23 protein-coding genes are annotated in these 26,258 nt (G+C 72.3%); 18 read left to right on the top strand and 5 right to left on the bottom strand.

The window, feature by feature from the left end:
* Nucleotides 1-106: 106 nt before the first annotated feature.
* Complete coding sequence (locus ACZ3I3_RS17205) at nt 107-889, bottom strand: alpha/beta fold hydrolase (protein ID WP_467365847.1); 783 nt, start codon at nt 887-889, stop codon at nt 107-109.
* 61 nt (nt 890-950) lie between these two features.
* Nucleotides 951-1,274 (bottom strand): DUF427 domain-containing protein, encoded by a 324-nt coding sequence (locus ACZ3I3_RS17200; protein ID WP_467365845.1) that lies wholly within the window; start codon nt 1,272-1,274, stop codon nt 951-953.
* Nucleotides 1,275-1,355: 81 nt separating this feature from the next.
* Between ACZ3I3_RS17200 and ACZ3I3_RS17195 the strand changes: the two genes are divergently transcribed.
* The 10 genes from ACZ3I3_RS17195 to gatB all read left to right on the top strand — a co-directional run bounded on the left by ACZ3I3_RS17195 (nt 1,356) and on the right by gatB (nt 13,317).
* Nucleotides 1,356-2,159: a class I SAM-dependent methyltransferase gene (locus ACZ3I3_RS17195; protein ID WP_467365843.1), complete on the top strand. Its 804-nt coding sequence runs from the start codon at nt 1,356-1,358 to the stop codon at nt 2,157-2,159.
* The gene (locus ACZ3I3_RS17190) at nt 2,156-2,695 is read left to right on the top strand and encodes an LOG family protein (RefSeq protein WP_020269531.1); all 540 of its coding nucleotides are present in this window, start codon (nt 2,156-2,158) and stop codon (nt 2,693-2,695) included. Before ACZ3I3_RS17195 ends, ACZ3I3_RS17190 begins: the two co-directional genes overlap by 4 nt.
* 41 nt (nt 2,696-2,736) lie before the next feature.
* Complete coding sequence (locus ACZ3I3_RS17185) at nt 2,737-3,435, top strand: SDR family oxidoreductase (RefSeq protein ID WP_467365840.1); 699 nt, start codon at nt 2,737-2,739, stop codon at nt 3,433-3,435.
* Between the two features lie 29 nt (nt 3,436-3,464).
* Entirely contained in the window at nt 3,465-4,472 is a 1,008-nt protein-coding gene (locus tag ACZ3I3_RS17180) for a methionine synthase (protein WP_467365838.1), read from the top strand.
* A gap of 15 nt (nt 4,473-4,487) precedes the next feature.
* On the top strand, nt 4,488-6,683 hold the full coding sequence (ligA, locus tag ACZ3I3_RS17175; protein WP_467365836.1) for an NAD-dependent DNA ligase LigA: 2,196 nt from the start codon (nt 4,488-4,490) through the stop codon (nt 6,681-6,683).
* Nucleotides 6,684-6,940: 257 nt separating this feature from the next.
* Nucleotides 6,941-9,238 carry a putative bifunctional diguanylate cyclase/phosphodiesterase gene (locus tag ACZ3I3_RS17170; RefSeq protein WP_467365834.1) on the top strand — a complete coding sequence of 766 codons (2,298 nt, stop codon included), beginning with the start codon at nt 6,941-6,943 and terminating at the stop codon, nt 9,236-9,238.
* A gap of 510 nt (nt 9,239-9,748) precedes the next feature.
* Nucleotides 9,749-10,045, top strand: coding sequence for an Asp-tRNA(Asn)/Glu-tRNA(Gln) amidotransferase subunit GatC (gene gatC / locus ACZ3I3_RS17165; protein WP_004925108.1), 297 nt, complete (start codon nt 9,749-9,751; stop codon nt 10,043-10,045).
* A gap of 6 nt (nt 10,046-10,051) precedes the next feature.
* Nucleotides 10,052-11,551, top strand: coding sequence for an Asp-tRNA(Asn)/Glu-tRNA(Gln) amidotransferase subunit GatA (gatA, locus tag ACZ3I3_RS17160; RefSeq protein WP_467365832.1), 1,500 nt, complete (start codon nt 10,052-10,054; stop codon nt 11,549-11,551).
* A complete protein-coding gene (locus ACZ3I3_RS17155) occupies nt 11,548-11,787 on the top strand; it encodes a hypothetical protein (RefSeq protein ID WP_354746470.1) in 240 nt (79 codons plus the stop codon). The genes gatA and ACZ3I3_RS17155 overlap by 4 nt, the downstream gene beginning before the upstream one ends.
* Nucleotides 11,788-11,802: 15 nt before the next feature.
* On the top strand, nt 11,803-13,317 hold the full coding sequence (gene gatB, locus ACZ3I3_RS17150; RefSeq protein WP_467365830.1) for an Asp-tRNA(Asn)/Glu-tRNA(Gln) amidotransferase subunit GatB: 1,515 nt from the start codon (nt 11,803-11,805) through the stop codon (nt 13,315-13,317).
* Nucleotides 13,318-13,377: 60 nt separating this feature from the next.
* On the opposite strand, the gene ACZ3I3_RS17145 is transcribed toward gatB, so the two are convergent.
* Nucleotides 13,378-14,181 carry an SAM-dependent methyltransferase gene (locus tag ACZ3I3_RS17145; protein WP_467365828.1) on the bottom strand — a complete coding sequence of 268 codons (804 nt, stop codon included), beginning with the start codon at nt 14,179-14,181 and terminating at the stop codon, nt 13,378-13,380.
* A 191-nt stretch (nt 14,182-14,372) separates the two neighbouring features.
* On the opposite strand from ACZ3I3_RS17145, the gene ACZ3I3_RS17140 reads away from it, so the two are divergent.
* The 7 genes from ACZ3I3_RS17140 (at nt 14,373) to ACZ3I3_RS17110 (ending at nt 22,703) form a co-directional block, all read left to right on the top strand.
* Nucleotides 14,373-14,735 (top strand): hypothetical protein, encoded by a 363-nt coding sequence (locus ACZ3I3_RS17140; RefSeq protein ID WP_467365826.1) that lies wholly within the window; start codon nt 14,373-14,375, stop codon nt 14,733-14,735.
* Nucleotides 14,736-14,930: 195 nt separating this feature from the next.
* Entirely contained in the window at nt 14,931-17,177 is a 2,247-nt protein-coding gene (locus tag ACZ3I3_RS17135) for an MMPL family transporter (RefSeq protein WP_467365824.1), read from the top strand.
* The gene (locus ACZ3I3_RS17130) at nt 17,155-17,727 is read left to right on the top strand and encodes a GNAT family N-acetyltransferase (RefSeq protein ID WP_467365822.1); all 573 of its coding nucleotides are present in this window, start codon (nt 17,155-17,157) and stop codon (nt 17,725-17,727) included. The genes ACZ3I3_RS17135 and ACZ3I3_RS17130 overlap by 23 nt, the downstream gene beginning before the upstream one ends.
* A gap of 35 nt (nt 17,728-17,762) precedes the next feature.
* Complete coding sequence (locus ACZ3I3_RS17125) at nt 17,763-18,293, top strand: hypothetical protein (protein WP_467365820.1); 531 nt, start codon at nt 17,763-17,765, stop codon at nt 18,291-18,293.
* Between the two features lie 213 nt (nt 18,294-18,506).
* A complete protein-coding gene (locus tag ACZ3I3_RS17120; protein ID WP_467365818.1) occupies nt 18,507-18,692 on the top strand; it encodes a hypothetical protein in 186 nt (61 codons plus the stop codon).
* Nucleotides 18,693-19,354: 662 nt separating this feature from the next.
* Entirely contained in the window at nt 19,355-22,438 is a 3,084-nt protein-coding gene (locus ACZ3I3_RS17115; RefSeq protein WP_467365816.1) for a helix-turn-helix transcriptional regulator, read from the top strand.
* Nucleotides 22,439-22,487: 49 nt separating this feature from the next.
* Nucleotides 22,488-22,703, top strand: coding sequence for a DUF6191 domain-containing protein (locus ACZ3I3_RS17110; RefSeq protein WP_467365814.1), 216 nt, complete (start codon nt 22,488-22,490; stop codon nt 22,701-22,703).
* 38 nt (nt 22,704-22,741) lie between these two features.
* Here ACZ3I3_RS17110 and ACZ3I3_RS17105 read toward each other — a convergent pair whose 3' ends face one another.
* Nucleotides 22,742-23,914: a PQQ-dependent sugar dehydrogenase gene (locus ACZ3I3_RS17105; RefSeq protein WP_467365812.1), complete on the bottom strand. Its 1,173-nt coding sequence runs from the start codon at nt 23,912-23,914 to the stop codon at nt 22,742-22,744.
* A gap of 128 nt (nt 23,915-24,042) precedes the next feature.
* Nucleotides 24,043-25,041, bottom strand: a complete 999-nt coding sequence (locus tag ACZ3I3_RS17100) for an aldo/keto reductase (RefSeq protein WP_467365810.1) — start codon at nt 25,039-25,041, stop codon at nt 24,043-24,045.
* 77 nt (nt 25,042-25,118) lie between these two features.
* Between ACZ3I3_RS17100 and ACZ3I3_RS17095 the strand changes: the two genes are divergently transcribed.
* Nucleotides 25,119-26,069, top strand: coding sequence for a 2-hydroxyacid dehydrogenase (locus ACZ3I3_RS17095; RefSeq protein ID WP_467365808.1), 951 nt, complete (start codon nt 25,119-25,121; stop codon nt 26,067-26,069).
* Nucleotides 26,070-26,258 lie beyond the last annotated feature (189 nt).

The raw sequence follows: 26,258 nt of genomic DNA, 5'->3' as shown, positions 1-26,258 counted from the left end.
GCGGGCGTCCGGGGGCAGGCCGTCTCCACGCGCGCGTGCCCCCGTCCCTCCCAGCCCGGCATGCTCAGCCCGGTGTGCTCAGCCCGGTGTGCTCAACCCGGTGTGCTCAGCCCCGGGTGAAGAACTCCGCCAACACGGGCGCCAGCACATTCGGCTCCACCATGTGCGTCTGCCCCTGGAGCGTCCGGTACGACCCGTCGGGGACGGAGTCCGCGATCGCCCGGGCCGCCTCGCGGAGCCAGCCGGGGCTCGCGTCGCCCGCGACCGCCAGGACGGGCACGCCGATCGAGGCCAGCCGGTCCCGGGGGACCCGCCCGTCGCGCATGACGGCGTCGTCGTAGGCGAGGCTCGGGGCGATCGACTCCATGGCGGCCCACATGGGGGACTGGCGGGCGCCCTGGATCACGCCCTCGCCGAGGCCGGTCAGCCGCAGGAACAGCTCCACCGCGTCCCCGCGCCGCCCCTCACCGAGTGCCTCCGTCAGCCGCCGGGTGTACTCAGCGCGCTCCTCGGCACCCTCCTCCGACATCGCGAACGGCGTCTCGTACACCGCCACCCGCCGCACCGGCAGACCGCTCGCCGCCGCCTCCAGGGCCAGCGCCCCGCCCGACGAGATGCCGTACAGGAACGCCTCGCCGCCCACCGCCTCGATCACCGCCGCCAGGTCCTCGACCTCGCGCTCCACGGCGTACGGCGCCGTGTCCCCGCTGGCACCGCGGCCCCGGCGGTCGTAGACGACGGCCTGGAAACGCTCGGACAGCGACACGGCGAGCGGCGCCAGGGTGCCGCCCGTCGACATCGCACCGCTCACCAGGACGACCGAGGGGCCCCGGCCGGTGCTCTCGTACGCGATGCGGGTGCCGTCACGCGAAAGGATCCTCTTGTCCATGTCAGTGCAGACTGCCGCACGGCGCGGTGTTCATGGGTGAGGCGGGCCGTGCGTCAGCCGATCACAACACTTCGACTTCGTAGAAGCACAGGTGGTCCTTGATCTCCGCGACGTCCGGCTTCGGGTCCGGATACGCCCAGACGAGGTCCGCGGCGTCCGGCAGCGACCAGTAGGACGCGGTGCCCTTGAACGGGCAGTACGTGCGCGTGCCGGACGGGGTCAGCAGATCGAGGCGGACGTCCTCGGCCGGGATGTAGTAGCGGTCGGGACAGCCCGTCTCGCGCAGGACCAGGGGCCGGTCGCTCTCGGCCAGGACCTGTCCGGCGTGCGCCACGCGCACGGGCCGGTCACTCTTCTCGACGGTGATGCGATGTCCGGTGGTCACGATCGCCCTCCTTGGGTAGCCGACTCCCCGGATACAGCGCACGCTGTAGCGGAGTTCTTCCCTCGCCGCAGGAGGCCACCCATGCGAGCCACGGAACGGGCCCGAAACCGCAGCGCCCTGGTCCACCAGATCCGGTACGCCCTGCGCCACCCGGAGCGCGTGCCCGCGCACGCCCGGCGCGCGGTGCGCGACGCCTGGCTGCGGCTGCGCTACCGCGACCACATCGCGTACTACCGCGCGGTGATGGCCTCCGACGCGGCGCGCAGCGCGGAGGCGGCGGTGGGGCACAACCCCTCGCGCGAGGCGTGGACGCGGATCGGGCGCATGCAGTTCGACTACCTCGTGGGACACGGCCTCCAGCCGCACCACCGCATGCTGGAGATCGGCTGCGGCAACCTGCGCGCCGGGCGGCTGTTCATCGACCACCTCGACGCCGGGCACTACTACGGCATCGACATCTCGCCGCACATCCTGCTCGCCGCCCAGGACACCCTCGTGGCCGAGGGCCTCCAGTCCAAACTGCCCTACCTGGCGCTCGCCGACGACCTCACCTTCGCCTTCCTGCCCGACGCGCACTTCGACGTCGTGCACGCGCACAGCGTCTTCTCGCACTCGCCCCTGCACGTCATCGAGGAGTGCTTCGCCCACGTCGGCCGGATCCTCGCGCCCGGCGGTTTCTTCGACTTCACCTTCGACCGCACCGAGGGCGAGGAGCACCAGGTGCTGCACGAGGACTTCTACTACCGGACGGCCACGCTGACCGCACTCGCCGCCAAGCACGGCCTGGACGCCCGGTTCATGGACGACTGGGAACAACTCCCGCACCGGCAGTCCAAAATGCGGATCACCGCGGCGGCGGACCGGGCCCGTACGGTGGGCTCATGAACATCTGTGTCTTCCTCTCCGCCGCCGACCTCGACGAGCGCTACACCACTCCCGCGCGGGAGTTCGCCAAGCTGCTGGGCAAGGGCGGCCACACCCTCGTGTGGGGCGGCTCCGACGTCGGCCTGATGAAGGTGGTCGCCGACGGCGTGCAGGAGGCGGGCGGCCGGCTCGTCGGGGTCTCCGTGCAGTTCCTCTCGGCCAAGGCCCGCCCCGGCGTCGACGAGATGGTCGTCGCCCGCGACCTCGCCGAGCGCAAGAAGCTGCTCCTGGAGAAGGCCGACGCCGTGGTGATCATGGTCGGCGGCACCGGCACGCTGGACGAGGCGACGGAGATCCTGGAACTGAAGAAGCACGGCCACACGGACAAGCCCGTGGTCCTGCTCAACACCGCGGGCTTCTACGACGGCCTGAAGGAGCAGTTCCGCCGCATGGAGGACGAGGGCTTCCTGCCCCGCCCGCTCACCGACCTGGTGTTCTTCGCGGAGGAGCCGGTGGGCGCGCTGGCGTACCTGGAGGAGAGCCGTGGCGTGGCGTGATCCCGGGCCGGCGCCCTGCGTGGGCCCCGTCTGATGCGAGCATGGCGGGCATGGCTACTCATGTGATCACCGGAGCCGGTTCCGGCATCGGCGCGGCCGTGGCCCGCCGTCTGCACGCGCGCGGGGACGACCTCGTGCTGCACGCGCGCGACGCGGGCCGCGCGAAGGAGCTGGCGGCCGAGTTCCCCGGGGCGAGGACCCTGGTCGGCGACCTCGCCGACCCCGACAGGCTCTCCTGGGCCTTCTCGCACCAGTCGCTGCCGGACCGCGTCGACTCGCTGCTGCACATCGCCGGGGTCGTCGACCTCGGCCCGGTCGGCGAGCTCACCCCGAAGACCTGGCGCCACCAGCTCAATGTCAACCTCGTCGCCCCGGCCGAGCTGACCCGCCACTTCCTGCCCCAGCTGCGCGCCGCGCGGGGCCATGTGGTCTTCGTCAACTCCGGCGCCGGCCTGAACGCCCACGCCGGCTGGTCCGCGTACGCCGCCTCCAAGCACGGCCTGAAGGCCCTCGCCGACTCCCTCCGCCACGAGGAGCACGGCCATGGCGTCCGCGTCACCTCCGTCTACCCCGGCCGCACGGCCGGCCCCATGCAGGCCAAGGTCCACCAGCAGGAGGGCAAGGAGTACGACGCGTCGAAGTGGATCGACCCCGAGTCGGTCGCCACGACGATCCTGATGGCCCTGGATCTGCCGGGGGACGCCGAGGTCAACGACCTGACGGTGCGACCCGGGGCGTGACCGGCCGGGCCCCTGCGTAGGCTGCTGCGGTGAGCGAAAACAGCCAGTTCAGGTTCGGTGGCGCCACGGGTGTCGGCTCCCTGCCGGGGGGCGACGCCCGGGAGGCCGTCAAAACGGCCACCGGAACCTTCGAGGACTTCCCCTTCCTGCCCGAACTGCCCGCCCGCGGACCCGGCGCCGACATGATCGGGCGGACCGCCGGCCTGCTCGTCGAGCTGTACGCGCGCGTGGAGCCCAGCGGCTGGCGGCTCGGCGACCGCCCGGGGCGGGACACCAAGCGGGCCCGCTCCTGGCTCGGCCAGGACCTCGACGCGCTGGAGGAGTTCACGCAGGGGTACGCGGGGCCGCTGAAGGTGCAGGCCGTGGGCCCCTGGACGCTCGCCGCCCACCTGGAGATGCGCAACGGCGAGGCCGCCCTCTCCGACCCCGGCGCCTGCCGCGACCTCGCCGCCTCCCTCGCCGAAGGACTCCGTCAGCACCTCGCCGAGGTGCGGCGGCGGGTCCCCGGCGCACAGCTCGTCCTCCAGCTCGACGAGCCGTCCCTCACCGCCGTCCTGCGCGGCCAGGTGAAGACGGCCAGCGGCTACCGCACGCACCGGGCCCCTGACCGCCAGGTCGTCGAGGCCACCCTCCGCGATCTCGTCGCGGTGCACGGGGGTGGCCCGGTCGTCGTCCACTCCTGCGCCCCCGACGTCCCGTTCGCGCTGCTGCGCCGGGCGGGCGCGGCGGCCGTCTCCTTCGACTTCTCCCTGCTCACCGAGCGTGACGACGACGTGATCGGGGAAGCGGTGGAGGGCGGTACCCGGCTCTTCGCCGGTGTCGTCCCGTCCGCGGAGGGCCCATTGTCAGACCCTGCCGGTAGCGTCATGGGTGTCAGGACGCTGTGGCGCAGGCTGGGGCTGTCACCGGGGCTTCTCGCGGAGGCGGTCACGCTCACGCCGGCGTGCGGACTCGCGGGGGTCTCCCCGGGGTACGCGCGCACGGCTCTCGCGCACTGCGCCCGGGCGGCGAGATCCCTCGCGGACAACCCAGAGTAACGGGAGGACGACACGGTGGCCGGCGACAAGCAAGCGGAGACGACGACGGTGCCCGCCGAGGCACGGGAGAAGCACGCGCGCCTCGCGGAGCAGATCGAAGAGCACCGCTTCCGCTACTACGTGAAGGACGCTCCCGTCGTCAGCGACGCGGAGTTCGACCAGCTGCTGCGTTCCCTGGAGACGCTGGAGGAGGAGTTCCCGGAGCTGCGCACCCCGGACTCGCCGACCCAGAAGGTCGCCGGTTCCTACGAGACGGAGTTCACGGCGGTCGAGCACCGCCAGCGCATGCTCTCCCTCGACAACACCTTCAACGACGAGGAGCTCGCCGCCTGGTCGGAGCGCATCGCCCGGGAACTGGGCGAGCAGGACTACCACTTCCTGTGCGAGCTGAAGGTCGACGGCCTCGCCGTGAACCTCACCTACGAGCACGGCCGTCTCACCCGCGCCGCGACCCGCGGCGACGGCCGCACCGGCGAGGACATCACGCCGAACGTCCGGACGATCGCGGAGATCCCCGAGCGCCTCAAGGGCGACTCCGTCCCCGACCTCGTGGAGATCCGCGGCGAGGTCTACTTCCCGATGGAGAAGTTCCAGGAGCTCAACGCCCGTCTGGTCGAGGCCGGTGACAAGCCCTTCGCCAACCCGCGCAACGCGGCGGCCGGTTCCCTGCGCCAGAAGGACCCGCGCGTCACGGCCACCCGCCCGCTGCACATGGTCGTCCACGGCATCGGCGCCCTGGAGGGCTTCACCGGCCTGACCCGCCTCTCCCAGGCCTACGACCTGCTCAAGACCTGGGGCCTGCCCACCTCCCGGCACAACAAGGTCGTCGACGGCCTCGACGGCGTACGGGAGTTCATCGCGTACTTCGGCGAGAACCGCCACTCCGTGGAGCACGAGATCGACGGCGTGGTCGTCAAGCTCGACGAGATCCCCCTCCAGGGCCGCCTCGGGTCCACCTCGCGCGCCCCGCGCTGGGCGATCGCCTACAAGTACGCGCCGGAGGAGGTCAACACCAAGCTCCTCAACATCCGTGTGGGCGTGGGCCGCACGGGCCGGGTCACGCCGTACGCCCAGGTCGAGCCGGTCACGGTCGCGGGCTCCGAGGTCGAGTTCGCCACACTGCACAACCAGGACGTGGTCAAGGCCAAGGGTGTCCTCATCGGGGACACGGTGGTGCTGCGCAAGGCCGGTGACGTCATCCCGGAGATCCTCGGCCCGGTCGCCGACCTGCGCGACGGCAGCGAGCGCGAGTTCGTGATGCCGGCCGAGTGCCCCGAGTGCGGGACGGCCCTCAGGCCGATGAAGGAGGGCGACGTCGACCTGCGCTGCCCGAACGCCCGCACCTGCCCGGCCCAGTTGCGCGAGCGCCTGTTCTACCTCGCGGGCCGCAAGGCGCTGGACATCGAGCACTTCGGCTACGTCGCCGCCGCCGCGCTCACCAAGCCGCTGGAGCCCGAGGACCCGCCGCTGGCGGACGAGGGCGACCTGTTCGACCTCACCGTCGAACAGCTGCTGCCCATCAAGGCGTACGTCCTCGACCCGGACAGCGGTCTGCCCAAGCGCGACCCGAAGACCGGCGAGGAGAAGGTCGCCACGATCTTCGCCAACCAGGAGGGCCAGCCCCGCAAGAACGCGCTCGCCATGCTGGAGAACATCGCGGGGGCCAAGCAGCGTCCTCTCGCCCGCATCCTCACCGGTCTGTCGATCCGTCACGTCGGACCGGTCGCGGCCGAGGCGCTGGCCCGCGAGTTCCGCTCGATCGAGCGCATCGACCAGGCCACGGAAGAGGAACTGAAGAACACCGACGGGGTCGGCCCGATCGTCGCCACCGCCGTCAAGGAGTGGTTCGCCGAGGACTGGCACCGCGAGATCATCCGAAAGTGGAAGGCCGCCGGCGTCCGCATGGAGGAGGAGAGCACCGGCGAGGACGAGGGGCCGCGCCCGCTCGAAGGGCTCACGGTCGTCGTCACGGGCACGCTCGAACACTTCACACGGGACGGCGCCAAGGAGGCGTTGCAGAGCCGCGGAGCGAAGGTGACCGGCTCGGTTTCGAAGAAGACCTCATTCGTCGTTGTGGGTGACAGCCCGGGATCGAAATACGACAAGGCGATGCAGCTGAAGGTCCCCGTCCTGAACGAGGACGGATTCCAGGTCCTGCTGGACCAAGGACCGGACGCGGCGGCCGAAGTCGCTCTTTCGGCCGAGGAGTAGCGGTTGAAGGCCACCCGTTCGGCGCATACCAGATGCATACGGGTGGCCGGGGCGCATTCGGGCAACCGTCGGCGACCGCTGCCCGTGGAAGCCTTCTGCGGCCTACTGTTGAGATGTGCGCCTGCCGTGCCCAGCTGCGGTCGGGGCATCTTCGTGTTCGCGGAGCACGGGGAAGGGTTTTCCAACGCGGGCCGCCCAAGGATTGTCGGGCACCGGGCCGCGGGGCGTGGGCACCGCCGGCTGTGAGAGGGACGGGAATGGAACCGACCGAGAGCGCCGTGCCGGGCTCACGGCTGCGCCTGCGCCGCATGGCGGTCGTATGGCGTGCAGTCCGTGGGACGGGCCGGGCGGCGGGGCGTCCGGGCACGGAAGTGCGCGCCGTCGGACAGTACACCCGGGACGGGCGCACCTCCGGGGGGCGCGCCACGGCGGACGGCCGCGGCGCCGCACAGCAGGGCACCGAGCACACATCCGGCCTGACCGGCGCGGACGCGGACCCCGAACGGCACCTGTCCTGGCCCGCGCTGCCCGCGGCGGTCGTCGCGGCGGCCGGGTTCGTCCTGGGCGCCGGCTTCTACCGCGCCTTCACCGGCGGTCACGCGCTCTTCCCATCCGGCACGGCCGGCTGGGCGCTGGCCGTGCTGACCGGCATCATCGTCGGCCACCTCGTCATGCTGGGCCGCTCCCGCTGGTGGGGCGGCACCGGCTCGGGCGCCGCCCTCACGCTGGCCGTGCTGCTGCTGTACGGCTGGCTGCCGGCCGGCATGGTCAGCCTCACGGTCGTCGTGCTGGTCGGCATAGCCCGCCGCAACCGCTGGCGCCAGGGCATCCTGCACGGGGCGGTCGACCTCCTCGGCATCGGCGCCGGCGCCCTGGTGCTGGGCGTCTTCGGATCCGTACCGTCCGTCGAGTCCCCCTCGGATCCGGACAGCTGGACGCTCTACACCGCACCCGAGGTGGTCCTCGTGGCCGTCGCCTACCTGGCGGTCACCCGCGTCCTGCTGTGGTACCTGCACGCCCCGCGCCCCGGCCTGCCCACCGTCGCCCGCACCGCCCTGGTCAGACAGGGCCTCGTCGCGGTCGCGCTGCTGGGCATCGCGCCGCTGGTCTGCGTGGTGGCCATGGCCAAGCCGATCCTGCTGCCGCTGTTCTCCATCCCCCTCATCGCCCTGGACTCCACGCTCTGGATAGCCCGGGCCCGGGCCGAGGAGCAGCTGCGCGACCCGCTGACCGGGCTGCCCAACCGCCAGTGGCTGCTGGAGCGCATCTGGACAGCGCTGGACGACGCCGAGCGGATCGACGCGCGCGCCGCCCTGATGCTGATCGACCTCGACCGTTTCCGGTCCGTCAACGACACGCTCGGTCATCTCGCCGGTGACCGGCTGCTCCTCCAGATCGCCGACCGGCTGCGGGCGGCGCTGCCGCGCGGGGCGGAGGCCGCGCGGCTCGGCGGGGACGAGTTCGCCGTCTTACTGCCGGTCGCCGACTCCACGACGTCCGCGACCCGGGTCGCCCGCAACCTGGTCGCCGCGCTCAGCTCCCCGCTCGACCTCGACGGCCTCACCCTCGTCCTGGAGGCCAGCGCCGGGGTCGCCGTCTTCCCCGACCACGCCCTGGACGCCGAGGGCCTGCTGCGGCGGGCGGACGTGGCGATGTACCAGGCGAAGCGGGACCGCACGGGCGTGGAGGTCTACGAGTCCAAGCGCGACTCGAACACCCCGGACCGGCTCGGTCTGCTGGGAGATCTCCGCAGGGCGCTGGACGCCCACGAGGTCGAGCTGCACTACCAGCCCAAGGTCCGCTTCGACGGACAGGTCGCGGGCCTGGAGGCCCTGGTCCGCTGGGTGCACCCCGAGCGGGGCAAGGTGCCGCCGGACGAGTTCATAGCGATCGCCGAGTCGTCGGGACTGATGCCCCACCTCACCGAGTACGTCCTGGAGACCGCGCTCGGCCAGGTCGCGCGGTGGCGCGCCCAGGGACTGTTCGTCCCGGTCGCGGTCAACGTCTCCCCGCGTGACGTGCACACCCCCGGTTTCGCCGGCTCGGTCGCCGCGCGGCTGGCCCGGCACGGCGTCCCCGCGGGAGCGCTCCAACTGGAGATAACGGAACACGTCCTCCTGGAGGACCCGCAGCGCGCCGCCGACACCCTCAACGGACTGACCGGGCACGGCGTGAAGATGTCCCTGGACGACTTCGGCACGGGCTACTCGTCGCTGGTCCACCTGCGCAAGCTCCCGGTCAGCGAACTGAAGATCGACCGCTCCTTCGTCGCCCGGCTCGCCGTCGACAACGAGGACGCGGAGATCGTGCGCTGCACGGTCGACCTCGCGCACTCCCTCGGCCTGCTCGTCGTCGCCGAGGGCGTCGAGGACGACGAGACCTGGGAGCGCCTGCGCGACCTCGGCTGCGACGCCGTCCAGGGCTGGCTGGTCGCCGCCGCGATGCCCCCCGAGGAGACCACGGCCTGGCTCCGCGCCAGAGGCTCCCGCGGCTGGCAGCGCCCCCGGGCCGCCCTCCCGGCGGCGACGGCGGACGACTCGGGCCGCATCGCCTAGGGCCTGTTGCGAAAGGGACGTCGTCGCCGGGAGGGCGGCCGTGCCGGGCGCCGCGCGGCAGGCGGCACTTTCGCAACAGGCCCAAGGGGGTGTCCGCAAAGCCCCGCCTGCCCCGCGGCGTCCGGCACGCCCCCGCCGCAGGGCCCGCCTCCGGGCGGACGACGGGACTTCGCGGACACCCCCTCGGCCCCGGCCCGGACCGGTTCGGGGCCGGACCTGACCCCGCTGTGGCGGGCCGGGCCGCAGGGGGCCGGGCAAACCGTTTCACGGTCACGCCTGCCCGCCCCATAGGATTAGGGCCTGGCGCCACATTCCCGCCTGCCGTGCGACGCCTGGCACGCACGCTCGCCGCGTTGCCGAATCGTCCACGTGGCCCCGCCACGAGGACGCTCCGGCGCCCTGCGATCGCTCGCGCCTCAGGCCGCACGGCCCGCCCCCGGGGCGGACGACGGGAAAGTGACGCCAGGCCCGAGGCCCGAACCACACACACTCACCCCAGAGGATCGCTGCATGCCTGGCATCACGCGCGAGGAGGTCGCCCACCTCGCCCGGCTGGCGCGTCTGGAGCTGAAGCCCGAAGAGCTCGACCACTTCGCGGGACAGCTGGACGACATCATCGGCGCGGTGGCCCGCGTCAGCGAGGTCGCCGACCAAGACGTACCGCCGACCTCGCACCCGCTCCCGCTGACCAACGTCATGCGCCCGGACGAGGTCCGTCCCTCGCTCACCCCCGAGCAGGCGCTCTCCGGAGCCCCGGCCCAGGAGCAGCAGCGTTTCAAGGTGCCGCAGATCCTGGGGGAGGAGTAACCCGCCATGACGGACAGCCCCATCATCAAGCTCACGGCCGCCGAGACCGCCGCGAAGATCGCCTCCGGCGAGCTCACGGCCGTCGAGGTCACCGAGGCCCACCTCGCCCGGATCGAGGCCGTCGACGAGAAGGTGCACGCCTTCCTGCACGTCGACCGCGAGGGCGCGCTCGCCCAGGCCCGTGCCGTCGACGAGAAGCGTGCCAAGGGGGAGAAGCTCGGTCCGCTGGCCGGCGTTCCCCTCGCGCTCAAGGACATCTTCACCACCGAGGGGATCCCGACCACCGTCGGTTCCAAGATCCTCGAAGGCTGGATCCCGCCGTACGACGCGACCGTCACCCAGCGGCTCAAGGCCGCCGACGTGGTCATCCTCGGCAAGACCAACATGGACGAGTTCGCCATGGGGTCCTCCACCGAGAACAGCGCCTACGGGCCGACCGGCAACCCCTGGGACCTGACCAAGATCCCCGGCGGCTCCGGCGGCGGTTCGTCCGCCGCGCTCGCCTCCTTCCAGGCCCCGCTCGCCATCGGCACCGACACCGGCGGCTCCATCCGCCAGCCCGCCGCGGTCACCGGCACGGTCGGTGTGAAGCCGACGTACGGCGGGGTGTCGCGGTACGGCATGGTCGCCTTCTCCTCCTCCCTCGACCAGGGCGGCCCCTGCGCCCGCACGGTCCTGGACGCGGCCCTGCTGCACGAGGTGATCGCCGGCCACGACCCGCTGGACTCCACCTCGATCGACGCCCCGGTCCCGCCGGTCGTCGAGGCCGCCCGCAACGGCAGCGTGGAGGGCATGCGCGTCGGCGTCGTCAAGCAGTTCCGCGGCGAGGGCTACCAGGCCGGTGTCATCCAGCGGTTCGACGAGTCCGTCGCGCTGCTGAAGGAACTGGGCGCCGAGATCGTCGAGCTGGACTGCCCGTCCTTCGACCTGGCGCTGTCGGCGTACTACCTGATCGCGCCGTCGGAGTGCTCCTCCAACCTCGCCCGCTTCGACGGCCTGCGCTACGGCCTGCGCACCGGCGACGACGGCACGCACTCCGCCGAGGAGGTCACCTCCCTGACCCGCGAGGCCGGCTTCGGTCCGGAGGTCAAGCGCCGCATCATGCTCGGCACGTACGCGCTGTCGAGCGGCTACTACGACGCGTACTACGGCAGCGCCCAGAAGGTCCGCACGCTCATCAAGCAGGACTTCGACAAGGCGTTCGAGCAGGTCGACGTGATCGTCTCCCCGACGACCCCGACCACCGCCTTCGCGATCGGCGAGCGCGCCGACGACCCGATGGCGATGTACCTCGCCGACCTGTGCACCATCCCGACCAACCTGGCGGGCAACGCGGCCATGTCGCTGCCGTGCGGTCTCGCCCCGGAGGACAACCTCCCGGTCGGTCTGCAGATCATCGCCCCGGTCATGAAGGACGACCGTCTTTACAAGGTCGGCGCCGCCGTCGAGGCCGCCTTCGTGGAAAAGTGGGGCCACCCGCTGATCGAGGAGGCTCCGTCGCTGTGAGTGCACTGACCAAGGCCAAGGGCTTCAAGAAGTCCAGGTCCGGCACGTACCTGTCCATGGCCGGGACCGCGTTCGGCGCGATCGGCGTCGCCAAGCGGCTGAAGAAGGCCCGCGCCGAGCAGGACACCCTGGTCCTGATCGACGCCACCGTGTCCGCCGTCGCCATCGTCACCGGCCTCGCGATCCTGTACCGCGAGCTGAAGCGGCTGGGCGACGACGACGTCCTGCTGGGCTGAGAGGGAAGTTTCACCGTGACCACCACGACCGACCTGGTGTCGTACGAGGAAGCACTCGCGTCGTACGACCCCGTCATGGGCCTCGAGGTCCATGTCGAACTCGGCACCAAGACCAAGATGTTCTGCGGTTGCTCGACCGCCCTCGGCCAGGACGCCAACGCGCAGACCTGCCCCGTGTGCCTCGGCCTGCCCGGCGCGCTCCCGGTCGTCAACGCGACCGGCGTCGAGTCCGCGATCAAGATCGGCCTCGCCCTGAACTGCGAGATCGCCGAATGGTGCCGCTTCGCCCGGAAGAACTACTTCTATCCGGACATGCCGAAGAACTTCCAGACCTCCCAGTACGACGAGCCGATCGCCTTCAACGGCTACCTCGACGTCCAGCTGGAGGACGGCGAGACCTTCCGCGTGGAGATCGAGCGCGCCCACATGGAGGAGGACACCGGCAAGTCCACGCACGTGGGCGGTGCGACGGGCCGTATCCACGGCGCCTCGCACTCGCTCCTGGACTACAACCGCGCCGGCATCCCGCTCATCGAGATCGTCACCAAGCCGATCGTCGGCGCGGGCGAGCGCGCCCCCGAGGTGGCGAAGGCCTACGTCCGTGAGCTGCGCGAGGTCATCAAGGCGCTCGGCGTCTCCGAGGCCCGCATGGAGATGGGCCAGATGCGCTGCGACGTGAACCTGTCGCTGCGCCCGAACGGCACCGAGAAGTTCGGCACGCGTTCCGAGACGAAGAACGTCAACTCGCTGCGGTCCGTGGAGCGCGCGGCCCGCTTCGAGATCCAGCGGCACGCGGCCGTGCTCAGCAGCGGCGGGACGATCATCCAGGAGACCCGGCACTTCCACGAGGACACGGGGTCGACGACCTCGGGCCGGGTGAAGGAGGAGGCCGAGGACTACCGGTACTTCCCGGAGCCCGACCTCGTCCCGGTGGCCCCGTCGCGCGAGTGGGTCGAGGAGCTGCGGGCCGGACTGCCCGAGCTGCCGCTGGTCCGCCGCAACCGGCTCCGCGAGGAGTGGGGCGTCTCGGCCACCGACATGCAGGCGATCCTGAATGCCGGTGCGCTGGAGCCCATCGTCGCCACGATCGAGGCCGGGGCCGACGCCGCCTCCGCCCGCAAGTGGTGGATGGGCGAGCTGGCCCGCAGCGCCAACGAGTCGGGCAAGGCGCTCGACGAGCTGGCGATCACGCCGCAGCAGGTGGCCCGGGTCGCCGAGCTGGTCGTGAAGGGCGACCTGAACGACAAGCTGGCCCGCCAGGTCATCGAAGGCGTCCTCGCGGGCGAAGGCACCCCGGACGAGGTCGTCGACAAGCGCGGTCTGAAGGTCGTCTCCGACGAGGGCGCGCTCACCGCCGCCGTCGACGAGGCCATCGCCGGCAACCCGGCCATCGCGGACAAGATCCGCGGCGGCAAGGTGGCCGCGGCCGGCGCGCTGGTCGGCGCGGTCATGAAGGCCACCCGGGGCCAGGCCGACGCGGCCCGCGTCAAGGAGCTGATCCTTCAGAAGCTGGGCGTCAGCGAGGGCTGACCCCCGCGAACCCCGCAGGGGGACGCACCGGAAACGGTGCGTCCCCCTGCGCGTGTGTGCCTACGAGCGACGGCCGACGACCCGGACGAAGCCCAGCGTGGCGCCCTGGTCCAGGCGCAGCATCTCGGCGCTCCGGCCGGCCATCCGGATGTGGAACTCGTCGGTGTGCTCCTCGGCCACGACCTCGCTCCACCGCAGCCAGTCGCGCCAGCCGTCCTCCAGCCAGTCGGCCGTCTCGACCTCCACGGCCCCGCTGCGGGTCCAGTGGCGCCGCCACCAGGCGGCCGTGTGGAAGCACCAGAACCCGGGGTCCCAGTACGGCCGCAGGTGCTCCGGCGGCTCGGTGCCGTCGATCTCCTCGCGCAGTGCCGGTACGACGACCCCGATCCGCCCGCCCGGCTTCAGCAGCCGCGTCAGCTCGGGCAGGTACAGGTCGTTCGTGCCGAAGTACTGGTAGGCGTCGACGGAGACGATCGCGTCGAAGCTGTTCTCGCCGAACGGCAGGTCGTGCGCCTCGGCGAACACGGGCAGGACGCGGTCCGCGACGCCGGCCTCGGCGATCCGCGCCGCGTTCTCGTCGGGCCTGATCCACAGGTCGGCGGCGGTGACCTGGAGGTCGTACTCCCTGGCGAGGAAGATCGACGTCATGGCGCGGCCGCAGCCCAGGTCGAGCACGCGCGAGCCGGGGCTCAGGGTGTCGAGCCCCAGGGCCGGGGCCAGCCACTCCAGCAGCCACAGCGCGTGCGGGCCCATCTGGTTGTCGATGGTCCAGCGGGCGTCGTAGCGGTTGCTGCGCGGGTAGCGGGGGTGGCCGGCGCGGTCAGTGAGGGGGTCGTTCGAGGTCCGGGAAGTGATGTCCGACATCGGTGAACGGGCTCCTTGAGTCCTTGAGGAAGAAAGGGGATGCGTCGGAGCTCGGTCGGACCGTCAAACAATGCACCTGCTTCGGCCGGGCGGCGGGGTGCCGCGGGCGTTCCTCGGACCCGCGGACGCTAACAGCCGTCCCGTCGGCCCCGCACCCGGTTTTCCCTGCCCGACGCGCTACCGTCTCGGCCATGAGTGGACGCGCTGATTCCGACACCGATCCCGAGATAACGGGCCCGGAGGCAGCCGCCGCGCAGGACACCGGGCCGGACGAAGAACTGGAACCGGACGACGCCGAGGATCCGGCGGAGGACGCGCGGCGGGCCCGCTGGACGGCGGCGGGTACGGGCGCCGCGCTGACCCTGGCGGGCCTGGCCGCGGCCCTGCTCCGCCTCACCGGCTCCGCACCGGCGTTCGTCCCGGCGGCGTACGCCGGCGGCGCGGCCGTCTGCGCGGGCGCCGCCGTGCTGGGCGCCCGGGGACGCACCCGGCGGGCGCTGTGGCTGCTGATCGCCGGCGTGATGGTGATGGCGCTGGGGGACCAGTCCGACTGATCAATCCGACTGATCGATCCGACTGGCCAGTCCGGCTGATCACTCCGCTGTGAATAAGCCCACGAAACCGACAAATGATCTCGTACGCCTGTAAGAGTGATTCCGCATTGCTCATGCGTTCTTTGCGGGCTGTTCAGTTCATGGACGACTGCTCCCGGTCAAAGATCCAAAAAAGTCACTCTGGGAGCACGTTTCGTGGCAGCCCTCGCACGCTGGTGTGTCCGACGCCGTCTGGTCACCGTTCTGCTGTGGCTCCTCGCCTTCGCGGGGATGGCCACGGGCGCCGCCGTCGCCGGCTCCGCGTACTCGAACGACTACCAGGTCCCCGGCACCGAGTCGGGCCGCGCCACCCAGCTGTTGCACGAGGGCTTCCCGCAGCTCGGCGGCGACAGTGACACCGTCGTCTGGCACACCACGTCCGGCAGCGTCCGCGCCGCCGACGTCGAGCAGACGATGACCCGCGCCCTGGAACGCGTCGAGAACCTGCCCGGCGTGGCCTCCGTGACCAGCCCCTACGACGGGCCGGGCACGGGACGCGTCAGCGCGGACGGCCGTACGGCGTACGCCACGGTCACCTTCGACGGCCAGGCGGAGGACATCAGCCGGTCCGAGGCGCAGGCCGTGGTCGACACCGCCAAGAGCGCCCGGACCGACGGGCTCCAGGTGGAGCTCGGCGGCAGCGCCGTCGCGCTCACCCAGTCCTCCGGCGGGCACCTCGCCGAGGTCGTCGGCGTGGTCGTCGCCGCTGTCGTGCTGTTCCTGGCCTTCGGCTCGCTCGCCGCCTCACTGCTGCCCATCGCCACCGCCTTGGTCGGCGTCGGCACCGCGTACGCCGGGATCGTGCTGCTCGGGCACATGATGACCGTCGCCGACTTCGCCCCCATGCTCGGCATGCTGATCGGGCTCGGCGTCGGCATCGACTACGCGCTGTTCATCGTGACGAGACACCGGCGCGGGCTGAAACGCGGGCTGTCCGTCGCCGAGGCGGCCACCAACGCCGTCGCGACCACGGGCCGGGCGGTCGTCTTCGCGGGTGCCACCGTTTGCATCGCCCTGCTGGGCATGCTGATCCTGCGGCTGAGCTTCCTCAACGGCGTGGCCTTCGCGGCCGGCCTGACCGTGATCCTCACCGTCGCGGCCTCCGTGACGCTGCTGCCCGCCCTGCTGTCCCTCATCGGCATGCGGGCGCTCAGCCGCCGCGAGCGCCGCCGCCTGGCGGAACACGGGCCCCAACCCGAACTGCCCACCGGCTTCGCCGCCCGCTGGTCGGCGTTCGTGGAGCGCCACCCCAAGGTGCTCGGAGCGGTCGCCCTGGTGGTCATGGCCGTCCTCGCGCTGCCCACGTTCTCGCTGCACCTGGGCACCTCCGACCAGGGCAACGACCCGAAGACCTCCACCACACGCCAGGCCTACGACCTCCTCGCCGACGGCTTCGGCCCCGGCGTCAACGGCCCGCTCACCCTCGTCACGAAGGTCGACGGGGCCGAGGACAAGCTCGCCCTGGACAACCTCGACGCCACGCTGCGGACCACCGAGGGCGTCGCCTCGGTGACGCCGGTGACGTTCGACTCCGGCGGTCACACCGCCTACCTGACCGTCGTACCGGAGTCCTCGCCGCAGTCGAAGCAGACCAGCGACCTCGTCGACCGGCTGCGCGAGGAGGTGCTGCCGCGTGCCGAGGCGGGCACGTCCCTCGACACGCAGGTCGGGGGCATGACGGCCAGCTATGACGACTTCGCCGACGTCATCGTCTCCAAGCTGCCCCTCTTCGTCGGGGTGGTGATCGGCCTGGGCTGTCTGCTGCTCCTGCTCGCCTTCCGGTCGATCGGCATCCCGCTGAAGGCCGCCGCCATGAACGTCGCCGCCGTGGCCTCCGCCTTCGGGGTGGTCACCGCGATGTTCCAGTGGGGCTGGGGCAGCGAACTGCTCGGCCTCGGCAGCGCGGGGCCCATCGAGCCCTTCCTGCCCGTGATCATGGTGTCGGTGCTCTTCGGCCTGTCCATGGACTACCAGGTCTTCCTGGTGAGCCGGATGTACGAGGAGTGGCTCGAGACCGGCGACAACCGGCGTGCCGTCCGGGTCGGCCTCGCCGAGACCAGCCGGGTGATCAACTCGGCGGCGGTCATCATGATCTCCGTCTTCCTCGCCTTCGTGCTCAGCGGCGACCGTGTGATCGCCATGTTCGGCATCGCCCTGGCCGCGGCCGTCGCCCTGGACGCCTTCGTCCTGCGCACGCTCCTCGTCCCCGCCCTGATGCACATGCTCGGCGGCGCCAACTGGTGGCTGCCCCGCTGGCTCGACAAACGCCTGCCGCGGATCAGCATCGAACCGCCCGAGGCCCGAGCCGCCCATGAGAGGCTGGCCGCCGCGACGGACGCCGAGGTGGCGGACGTCCTGGCGGAGGAGGAGCGGCAGCGGGATGTACGCGATATCCCTGGGTGACGACGCCGAGCTGAGGCCCCTGGAGCCCTGGCACGCCGGGGAGTTCCTGGCGCACCTGGAGCGGGGGCGGGAGTTCATCGGGCAGTACATCCCGTTCGGGACGACCGAGACGGACCTGCTCTCCGCCCGTGCGAAGCTCCAGCTCTACGCCGACATGCGCGCCGCCGACACGGGGTCCCTGCACGGCCTGTGGCTGGAGGGGACGCTGGTGGGCGGCGTGCTGTTCCTGAACTTCGACGCCGCGAGCGGCAACTGCGAGGTCGGCTGCTGGCTGGAGCCCGCCGGGACCGGGCGCGGTCTGGTCACCCGGGCGATGCGCGTCCTCATCGACTGGGCGGTCGAGGAGCGCGGCATTCACCGGATCGAGTGGGTCGCCGCCTCGGGCAACGAGCCGAGCCTCAACGTCGCCCGGCGCCTCGGTATGACCCGCGACGGTGTGCGGCGCGAGGCCCACCCCTATGGTGGCGTACGGCACGACCTCGAAGTCTGGTCGGTGCTGGCGCCCGAGTGGCGCGCCGCACGCGCGCGTGCCGCTCACGACGATCATTAAGAGACTTCTCAGACAGCGACCCTACGGTGCGACACATGGCAACGAACGCAGTGGACGAGACCGAGGCCACCGAGGCCACGACCGACGAGAAGGCGGTGGACACCACCAAGTCCGACGAGGTGACCCGGACCGAGGTCCCGGCCGAGACCGCCGAGACCAAGGAGGAGGGCCCCACCGGCGTCGGCCAGGGCGCTGCCGCCGTGGTCTCCGCCGCGCTGGGCGTCGTCTCGCTCACCGGCAGCTGGCTCGGCACGGTGGCTGCCGCCCGGCAGAACCTCATCGGTCAGCTGGAGACGGCACAGAACGCGGGCGTGGCCAAGCAGATCCAGGCGGTCTACGGCGACGCCTGGCAGACCACCGCCCTGTGGGGCGGCTTCTTCGCGCTGCTCGCGCTGGTCGTCGGCGTCGTGACGCTCGCCCGGCCGGCGTTCGGCACGCCCGGCAGGGTCCAGGCCCCCTGGATCAAGTCGGTCGCCTGGGCGGGTGTCGCGCTGGGGGTGATCGGCCTGTTCCTGGCCGTCCTCAAGTACACCGGCGTCCTGCTCGGACTGCCGTCGGCGGGCTGAGTCACCGCAGGTCCTGAGGGGTCTTAGGGAATCCGTGAGCACCTTACGGATTCCCTGAGGCCCCTCAGCCGTGTCTAAGGCCCCGCACGCCCCCGAAGATGCGGAACTCTCCCGATGTGGCGGCCGGGCCTGGGAGACGAAGGTGGAGGCATCGCAGAAGAGGCACCGCGGAAAGCGAAGCCCCTTCATCCGACCTCTCACCAAGGACACGCCATGTACGAGTACGAGCTCCAGCAGCTGCGCGCCGCCGACCTCATCCGCCGCGCCGACCACGAGCGCCAGGTCCGCGAGGCGGCCCGGGCCCGCCGCGCCGCCCGCCGCGAAGCGGCGGAAGGCTCCGCCGAGCACGAGAGCCATACACGCCTCTTCCGCCGGCCACGGTCGGCCCGCGCCGCGTGAACAGGGAGGCGGGACCGGCCGCCGCCGCGATCCCCCGCACAGAGGCGGCCACCGCTCCGGTGGCCGCCCGTACGGATGTGGCTGCTGATGTGGCGGGGGTCCGCGGGGATGCGGCTGCCGGTGCTGGGAGCGTCCGGGTGGGGGTGGCTGTGGGTCCCGGGGGTGTCCGGGCGGGGGCAGTCGCTGATGCGGCGGCCGCCGGGACGGAGAGGGCTGCTGATGTGGTGGCCGTGCGCAGGGATGCGGCTGCCGGGTTCGGGGGCGCCCGGGCGGGGGCGGTCGCCTCCACGATCGCCCGCATGGGCGCGCTCGCGGCGGTAGCCGCCCGGACGGACGGGGCTGGTGGTGCGGTGGCGGTCCGCGGGGACGCAGTTGCCGGTGCTGGGGGCGTCCGGGCGGAGGCGGTCGCTGACGCGGTGGCCATCAGGACCGGCGGCGCTGCTGATGCGGCGGCGGTCCGCGGGGAAGCAGATGCCGGCGCCGGGACCGCCCGGACGGGGGCGACCGCCGGTCCCGGGGCGGTCCGGGTAGGGGCGACGGCCGGTCCCGGGGCCCTCCGGACGGGGCCGACGGCCGGTCCCGGGGTAGTCCGGGTAGGCGCGGCGGCCGGTCCCGGACCCGGGCGTGGCAAAACCGGTGCCGTCCTGCCGGATCCGCATGCGATGCTCGGGTCCGTGGAGACCAGGTCCGTCAGCCCCGTGTTCGTCGGCCGGGACGCCGAGTTGGGCTTGCTCGACGAGGTGCTCGGCGGTGCCGCCGCGGGCGACCCCCAGGCGTTGCTCATCGGCGGCGAGGCCGGAGTCGGCAAGACCCGGCTCGTCGAGGAGTTCGCCGCCGCGGCCCGCGGACGGGGCGCGGTCGTCGCGCTCGGCGGCTGCGTCGAGATCGGCGCCGACGGGCTGCCGTTCGCGCCGTTCTCCACCGCCCTGCGCGCCCTGCGCCGCGAGCTGCCCGGGCAGTTCGCCGCCGCGGCCGCCGGGCAGGAGGAGGAGCTGGCCCGGCTGCTCCCCGAGATCGGCACGGCCGCGGCCCGCGAGGCGGCCCGGCACGACGAGGACGGCATGGCCCGCCTCTTCGAACTCACCGCACGCCTGCTGGAACGCGTCACCGCCGAGCACACCGTCGTCCTCGCCCTGGAGGACCTGCACTGGGCCGACGCCTCCACCCGGCACCTGCTCTCCTACCTCTTCCGCACCCTGCGCACCGGCCGCCTCGTCGTCCTCGCCACCTACCGCTCCGACGACATCCACCGCCGTCACCCGCTCAGGCCCCTGCTCGCCGAACTCGACCGCCTCCGCACTATCCGCCGCATCGACCTCGCCCGCTTCAACCGCGAGGAGGTGTGCCGCCAGGTCGCCGGCATCCTCGCCCAGGAACCCGACCCGGACCAGATCGACGCGATCTTCGAACGCTCCGACGGCAACGCCTTCTTCGTCGAGGAACTCGCCGTCTCCGCCCACGAGGGCTGCCGCACGGGGCTGACCGACTCCCTGCGCGACCTGCTGCTCGTCCGGGTGGAGGGGCTGCCCGAGACCGCCCAGCAGGTCGCCCGGATCGTCGCCGAGGGCGGCTCCACCGTCGAGTACCGGCTGCTGGCCGCCGTCGCCCGGCTCGCCGAGGACGATCTCATCGAGGCGCTGCGGGCCGCCGTGAACGCCAGCATCCTCACCCCCGCGCCCGGCGGCGACGGCTACCGCTTCCGCCACTCCCTGGTCCGCGAGGCCGTCAGCGACGACCTGCTCCCCGGCGAGCGCTCCCGCCTCAACCGCCGCTACGCCGAAGCCCTGGAGACTGACCCGACCCTCGTCCCGGCCGACCAGCACGCGACGCGCCTGGCCAGCTACTGGTACCACGCCCACGACGCGGCCAAGGCCCTGCCCGCCGTCCTCGACGCCGCCGTCGAGGCCCGCCGCCGCCACGCCTACGCCGAGCAACTGCGGCTGCTGGAACGGGCGATGGAACTGTGGGACACCGCCCCCGAAGCCGTACGCCGGACCCTGCGCCCCGTCGACTACGCCGAGGTCTATCCGGCCTGCGGCGGTCCGGAGGCCACCGCGCTGAGCCATCTCGACCTGCTGGCCGAGGCGGCCGTCGCCGGACGGCTCTGCGGGGAGCGTGAGAGCGCCCTGAAGATCACCAAGCGGGCGCTGCGCCAGCTGGACGAGGAGGACGACCCCCTGCGCGCCGCCTGGTTCTGGATCCAGCGCTCCCGGCTGGTGCAGCGGCTCGCCCGCGGTGACGGCTGGAAGGAGATCGCCACCGCGCAGGACCTGGTCCGCGGGCTGCCGCCGTCCGAGGTGCACGCCGAGGTGCTCGCGACGGTCGCCCACTGGTCGATGCTCCGCCAGCCGGGCCCCGAGGCCCTGACGGCCGCCGAGCGTGCGGTGGAGTACGCGCGCATGGTGGGCGCCGACGACATCGAGTCCAACGCCCGGCTCACCCTCGGCGGCCTCATGATCGACGCCGGGCAGATCGAGGCCGGGCTGGCCCACATGTACGAGGTCAGGGACGAGGTCGTGGCCCGGGGACTCGCGGCGGTCGTGGGCCGCAGCCATGTGAATCTGCCCTCCGCCCTGGAGGGCATCGGGCGCTCCGAGGAGTCCGTGGACGTCCTGCGCGAGGGCCTGCGCCTCACCGGCAGGATGGGCCTGCGGGAGGCCGAGGGCTGGGTCTGGGGCAACCTCGCCGAGTCGCTCATCTCCCTGGGCCGCTGGGACGAGGCGGCCGAGGCGGCCGTCAACGCCCAGCGGCGCGGGCAGACGGCCGCGCCGTATGGTTCGGGCGCCAACAGCCTGGCGTTCCTCGCGCTCGCCCGCGGCCGGGTGCCCGAGGCGGCTCGCCATCTCGCCGAGAGCCGCGCGTCCTACGGCCCGCACGATCCCATGCCGCAGCACGACCTCCCGATCGCCTGCCTCACCCTCCAGCTCGCCGTCGCCGAGGGCCGTCTGGCCGACGCCCGCGCCGAACTGGCCCGCACCCTGAAGTCCGGTTTCCCGCCGGGCACCCAGCGCTACGCCTGGCCGCTGCTGCTCGAAGCCGCCATGGCCGAGGCCGACGCCCGGGCACTGTCGACCGCGCAAGACGGCCGCGAGGAGACCCTGGAGAGCATCTTCGAGGCCGTCAGACGCCTCACCACGAACGCCCCCGTCTGGCTCGCCCACGAGAAGTGGGTCCGTGCCGAACTCCACCGCGCCGGACTCCACCGCGCCGCATTCCACGGCACCGGAAGCCGGAGCGCCCCGGAGATCTGGTCGGAGGTGGTCACCGCCTTCGAACCCCTGGAGCGGCCCTACGACCTCGCCCGCGTGCGGTACCGCCTGGCCGCGGCGCTGCTGACGGGCGGCGGCGCGGCCGACGAGCGCGACCGGGCCACGGAACTGCTCCGCCTCGCCCACGCCGTCGCCCGCCACCTCGGGGCCCGGCCGCTCGCCGACGCCGCCACCGCGCTCGCCCAGCGCGCCCGACTGCCGCTGACGCCCGCCGCGGAACCGGCCCCCGCTCCCGCGGACCCCGCCGAGGCCCTCGGCCTGACCAGCAGGGAACGGGACGTGCTGCGCCTGGTCGCCGCCGGTCACACCAACCGCCGGATAGCCGAGGAGCTCTTCATCTCCCCGAAGACCGCGAGCGTCCACGTCTCCAACATCCTGGCGAAGCTCGGCGTCTCAGGGCGCGGCGAGGCGGCGGCGGTGGCGCACCGGCTGGGGCTGTTCCCGGCCGAATCCGTCATGCCCGGTGCCGCAGGGTGAGGTATACGCTGTAAAGGACATCGGGGGTGTCGCGGCCCTGGGAGGCTCCGTGTTCAACATGTTCGAGGAACTGTTCGCACCCGGTCGCAAACACACCCGAGACGAACAGAACCGCCTGGAGCTGACCCGGCAGGACACCGGGGACGCCGATCCCGGACGCGGGCCGATAGACCTGTCGTCCGGGAAGGTCGTCGTCCGCCCGCCGCATGAGCCGGAGGACGAAAACTCCCAAGGCTCTCAAGACTCCGAAGGCTCCGAGGACTGACGCGAGGCCCGACCCCGACCCCGAAGCCTGAGCCCGGGCTAAGTCACCCGCAGTTCCAGGATCCGGTCGTCCCCGTCCTTGGGACTGCCCCGGCCGTCCGTGTTGCTGGTCACCAGCCACAGCCGGTCGCCGCCCGCCGGGACCACCGTGCGCAGCCGGCCGTACTCCTCCTCGAGGAACGCCTGCGGTTCGGCCGAGGCCTCGGTGCCGTTCAGCGGGATGCGCCACAGCCGCTTGCCGCGCAGACCCGCCATCCAGACCGACCCCTCGGCGTAGGCGATGCCGCTGGGCGAGGCCTCGGCCGTGGTCCACTGGTCGACCGGGTTGTGGAACCCGGAGTCGTCGGACCTGCCCTCGGCCTCCGGCCAGCCGTAGTTGTCGCCCGGCTTGATCGCGTTGAGCTCGTCCCAGGTGTCCTGGCCGAACTCCGAGGCGAACAGGCGCTGCTTCTCGTCCCAGGCCAGGCCCTGCACATTGCGGTGGCCGTACGAGTACACCGGCGAGTTCCCGAACGGGTTGCCCGGGGCCGGCTCGCCCTCCGGGGTCAGCCGCAGGATCTTGCCGCCCACGGAGTCCTTGTCCTGGGACAGGCCCGTGTCACCGCTCTCGCCCGTACCCACGTACAGCATCTTGTCCGGGCCGAACGCGATCCGGCCGCCGTTGTGGACGAACCCCTTGGGGATGCCCTTGAAGACCGTGTCGGGCGCGCCGAGCTGCTCGCCGGAGGGCTTCTTCTCGTCGTACAGCATGCGGACGATGCGGTTGTCGGAGGCCGAGGTGAAGTACGCGTAGACCATGTGGTCCGAGGCGAACTCGGGGGAGAGGGCGATGCCGAGCAGGCCGCCCTCGCCCGCCGCCGAGACCCCGGGCACCTCGCCGAGCTCGGTCTTCTTGCCCGTCTTGTCGTCGACCCGGACGATCGTCCCGTCGTCCCGGGAGGAGACGAGCAGGCCGCCGCCCGGCAGCGGGGCGAGGCCCCAGGGGGAGTCCAGGCCCTCGGCGACGGTCCGCACCACCTTCACGGAGCCCTTGGCGGGCGGTGCCTCCTGCGCGGCCCGTCCCGTCGGTGCGGACGATCCCGGTGCGCTACGGCTCGGGGAGGCGCTCCCGTCCGTGCCGGACGATCCCCCGCCGTCGGACGAACAGCCGGCCGTCAGCAGGAGCGCGGCGGCGGCCAACACGGTCGGCACGGCTCGACGTTGCACGATCATGGTCCCTTCGACGGGGCAGGTCCTCTCCCTGTCATACACCGCCCGCGCCTCACAAGTTCCCGATCACGGAACGCGGCGCCGCGAACACGGGGTTTGCCCGAAACGCACCCCCGATTACGGGACGGGGCTCAGTCCCAGGACCCCTGTGCCGGCGGCAGCTGCGCCACCTCGCGCAGGTCCTCCGCCGTCAGGCGCAGGGCCGCCGCGGCGGCGTTCTCCGTGACCCAGCGCTCCTGCTTCGTGCCGGGGACCGGGACCACGTGCGGGCCCTGGGCGAGGACCCAGGCGAGGGCGACCTGGGCGGCGGTGACGTGCTCGCCGTGGCGGCGGGCCACCCGGCGCAGGCCCGCGACGATCGGCTGGTTCGCGGCCATCATCTCGGCCGTGAAGCGGGGGTGCCGGGCCCGGAGGTCGTCCACTTCGAAGCCCGCGCCGGGCCGCAGCCGGCCGGTCAGGAAGCCGTTGCCGAGCGGCATCGCCGCCAGGAACCCGATGCCCCGCGTCTCGCACCACGGCAGCAGCGTCTCCAGCGCCTCCGGCGACCACACCGACAGCTCCGCCTCCACCGCGCTCACGGGGAACACCTGCTGCACCCGCTCCAGCTGCCGGATCGTCGCGTCGTGCAGCCGGGCCCCGGAACGGCGGCCGGCCCGCGCGCCCACCGCGCACAGGCCCAACGCCCGTACCTTTCCGGCCTGGACGAGCTCCGCCATCGCGCCCCACGTCTCCTCGACGGGCACTTCCGGGTCGGCCCGGTGCAGCTGGTAGAGGTCTATGGCGTCCGTCTGCAGACGCCGCAGCGACGCGTCACAGGCCCGTTTCACATACCCCGGGCGGCCGTTGGCGACGATGTGCTGGTCGCCCACGAGCAGACCGACCTTCGTCGACACGAACGCGTCCGGCCGCCGCTCCTTCAACGCCCGCCCCACCAGCAGCTCGTTGGTGAAGGGGCCGTACATGTCGGCCGTGTCCAGCAGGGACACCCCCAGGTCGAGCGCCCGGTGCACCGCCCTGAGCGACTCGTCGCCGCGCTGCCGCGACGCGCTGTACGCCCAGCTCATCGGCATGCACCCGAGTCCGACGGCCCCCACCGCGAGCGCCGCCGCGCCGATCGTCCTGCGCTCCACCTGGTCGTGACCCTCCCTGTTCCGGCCACCCCAACCTAACCTCTGCCGTCACACCCTCCTGACATAGCCTCCTGTGCATGACTGCTGACGTGTGGCTGCCCATCCCGCCGGACGAGATCGAGGGACTCCCGCAGGGCCCCGCCTACCGCTTCTGGAACGGTGGGGAAGAGTTCCCCGCGGACCCGGCGGACTGTGTCTTCTACGTCGTCCCCTACATGAAGCCCAGTCCGCTGTGCGTGCGTCCCATGCCGGAGATGAGCCGCGTACAGGTCGTGCAGACCCTCTCCGCCGGGATCGACCACGTGGAGCCGGGGCTGCGGCACCTGCGTCCGGGCGTGCGGCTGTGCAATGCGCGCGGGGTGCACGAGGCCAGCACCGGAGAGCTCACCCTCGCCCTGATCCTGGCCTCGCTGCGCGGGGTCCCCGACTTCGTCCGCGCGCAGGACCGGGGGGAGTGGCTAGCCGGGTTCCGGCCCGCGCTCGCCGACAAGAACGTCCTCATCGTCGGGTACGGCTCGATCGGCGAGGCCATCGAGGACCGGCTCGTTCCGTTCGAGGTGGCGCGGGTGGCGCGCGTCGCGCGCTCCCAGCGCACCACGGCGCGCGGGCCGGTGCATCCGCTCACCGAACTCCCGGCGCTGCTCCCGGAGGCGGACGTCGTCATCCTGTCCACGCCGCTCACCGAGACCACCCGTGGCCTGGCCGGGGCCGACTTCCTGTCCCGGATGAAGGACGGGGCGCTGCTCGTCAACGTCGCCCGCGGCCCCGTCGTCGACACCAAGGCGCTCCTCGCCGAGCTGGAGACCGGCCGCATCACCGCCGCCCTCGACGTCACGGACCCGGAGCCCCTGCCGCGCGAACATCCCCTGTGGCGTGCGCCGGGGGTACTCATCAGCCCGCACGTCGGCGGTCCCACCTCCGCGTTCCTGCCGCGCGCCAGGCGGCTCCTGGTGGACCAGTTGAACCGTTATGTGAACCGGGAGCCGCTGCGCAACGTGATCCTTACGACGGGTGCATCAACCGGCTGATCCGAACTCGGGTACCGTCCGCAATCCTTCGGGCGCGGTGGGTACTCATATATCTGTTGATCGTCACGCAGAGTAGAGAACCTATGTCCCTGAGTGACGAGACTGGTGTATCGTCCCGACAGGGGCTGCGCCGGGGACCGTTCGGCGCCGGGGATGGACACTTCAGACTGTGAGGGGGGCGACAGGCGA

The sequence above is a fragment of the Streptomyces sp. NPDC016851 genome (assembly GCF_055562795.1).
This window is presented reverse-complemented; position numbering and strand designations above follow the sequence as displayed.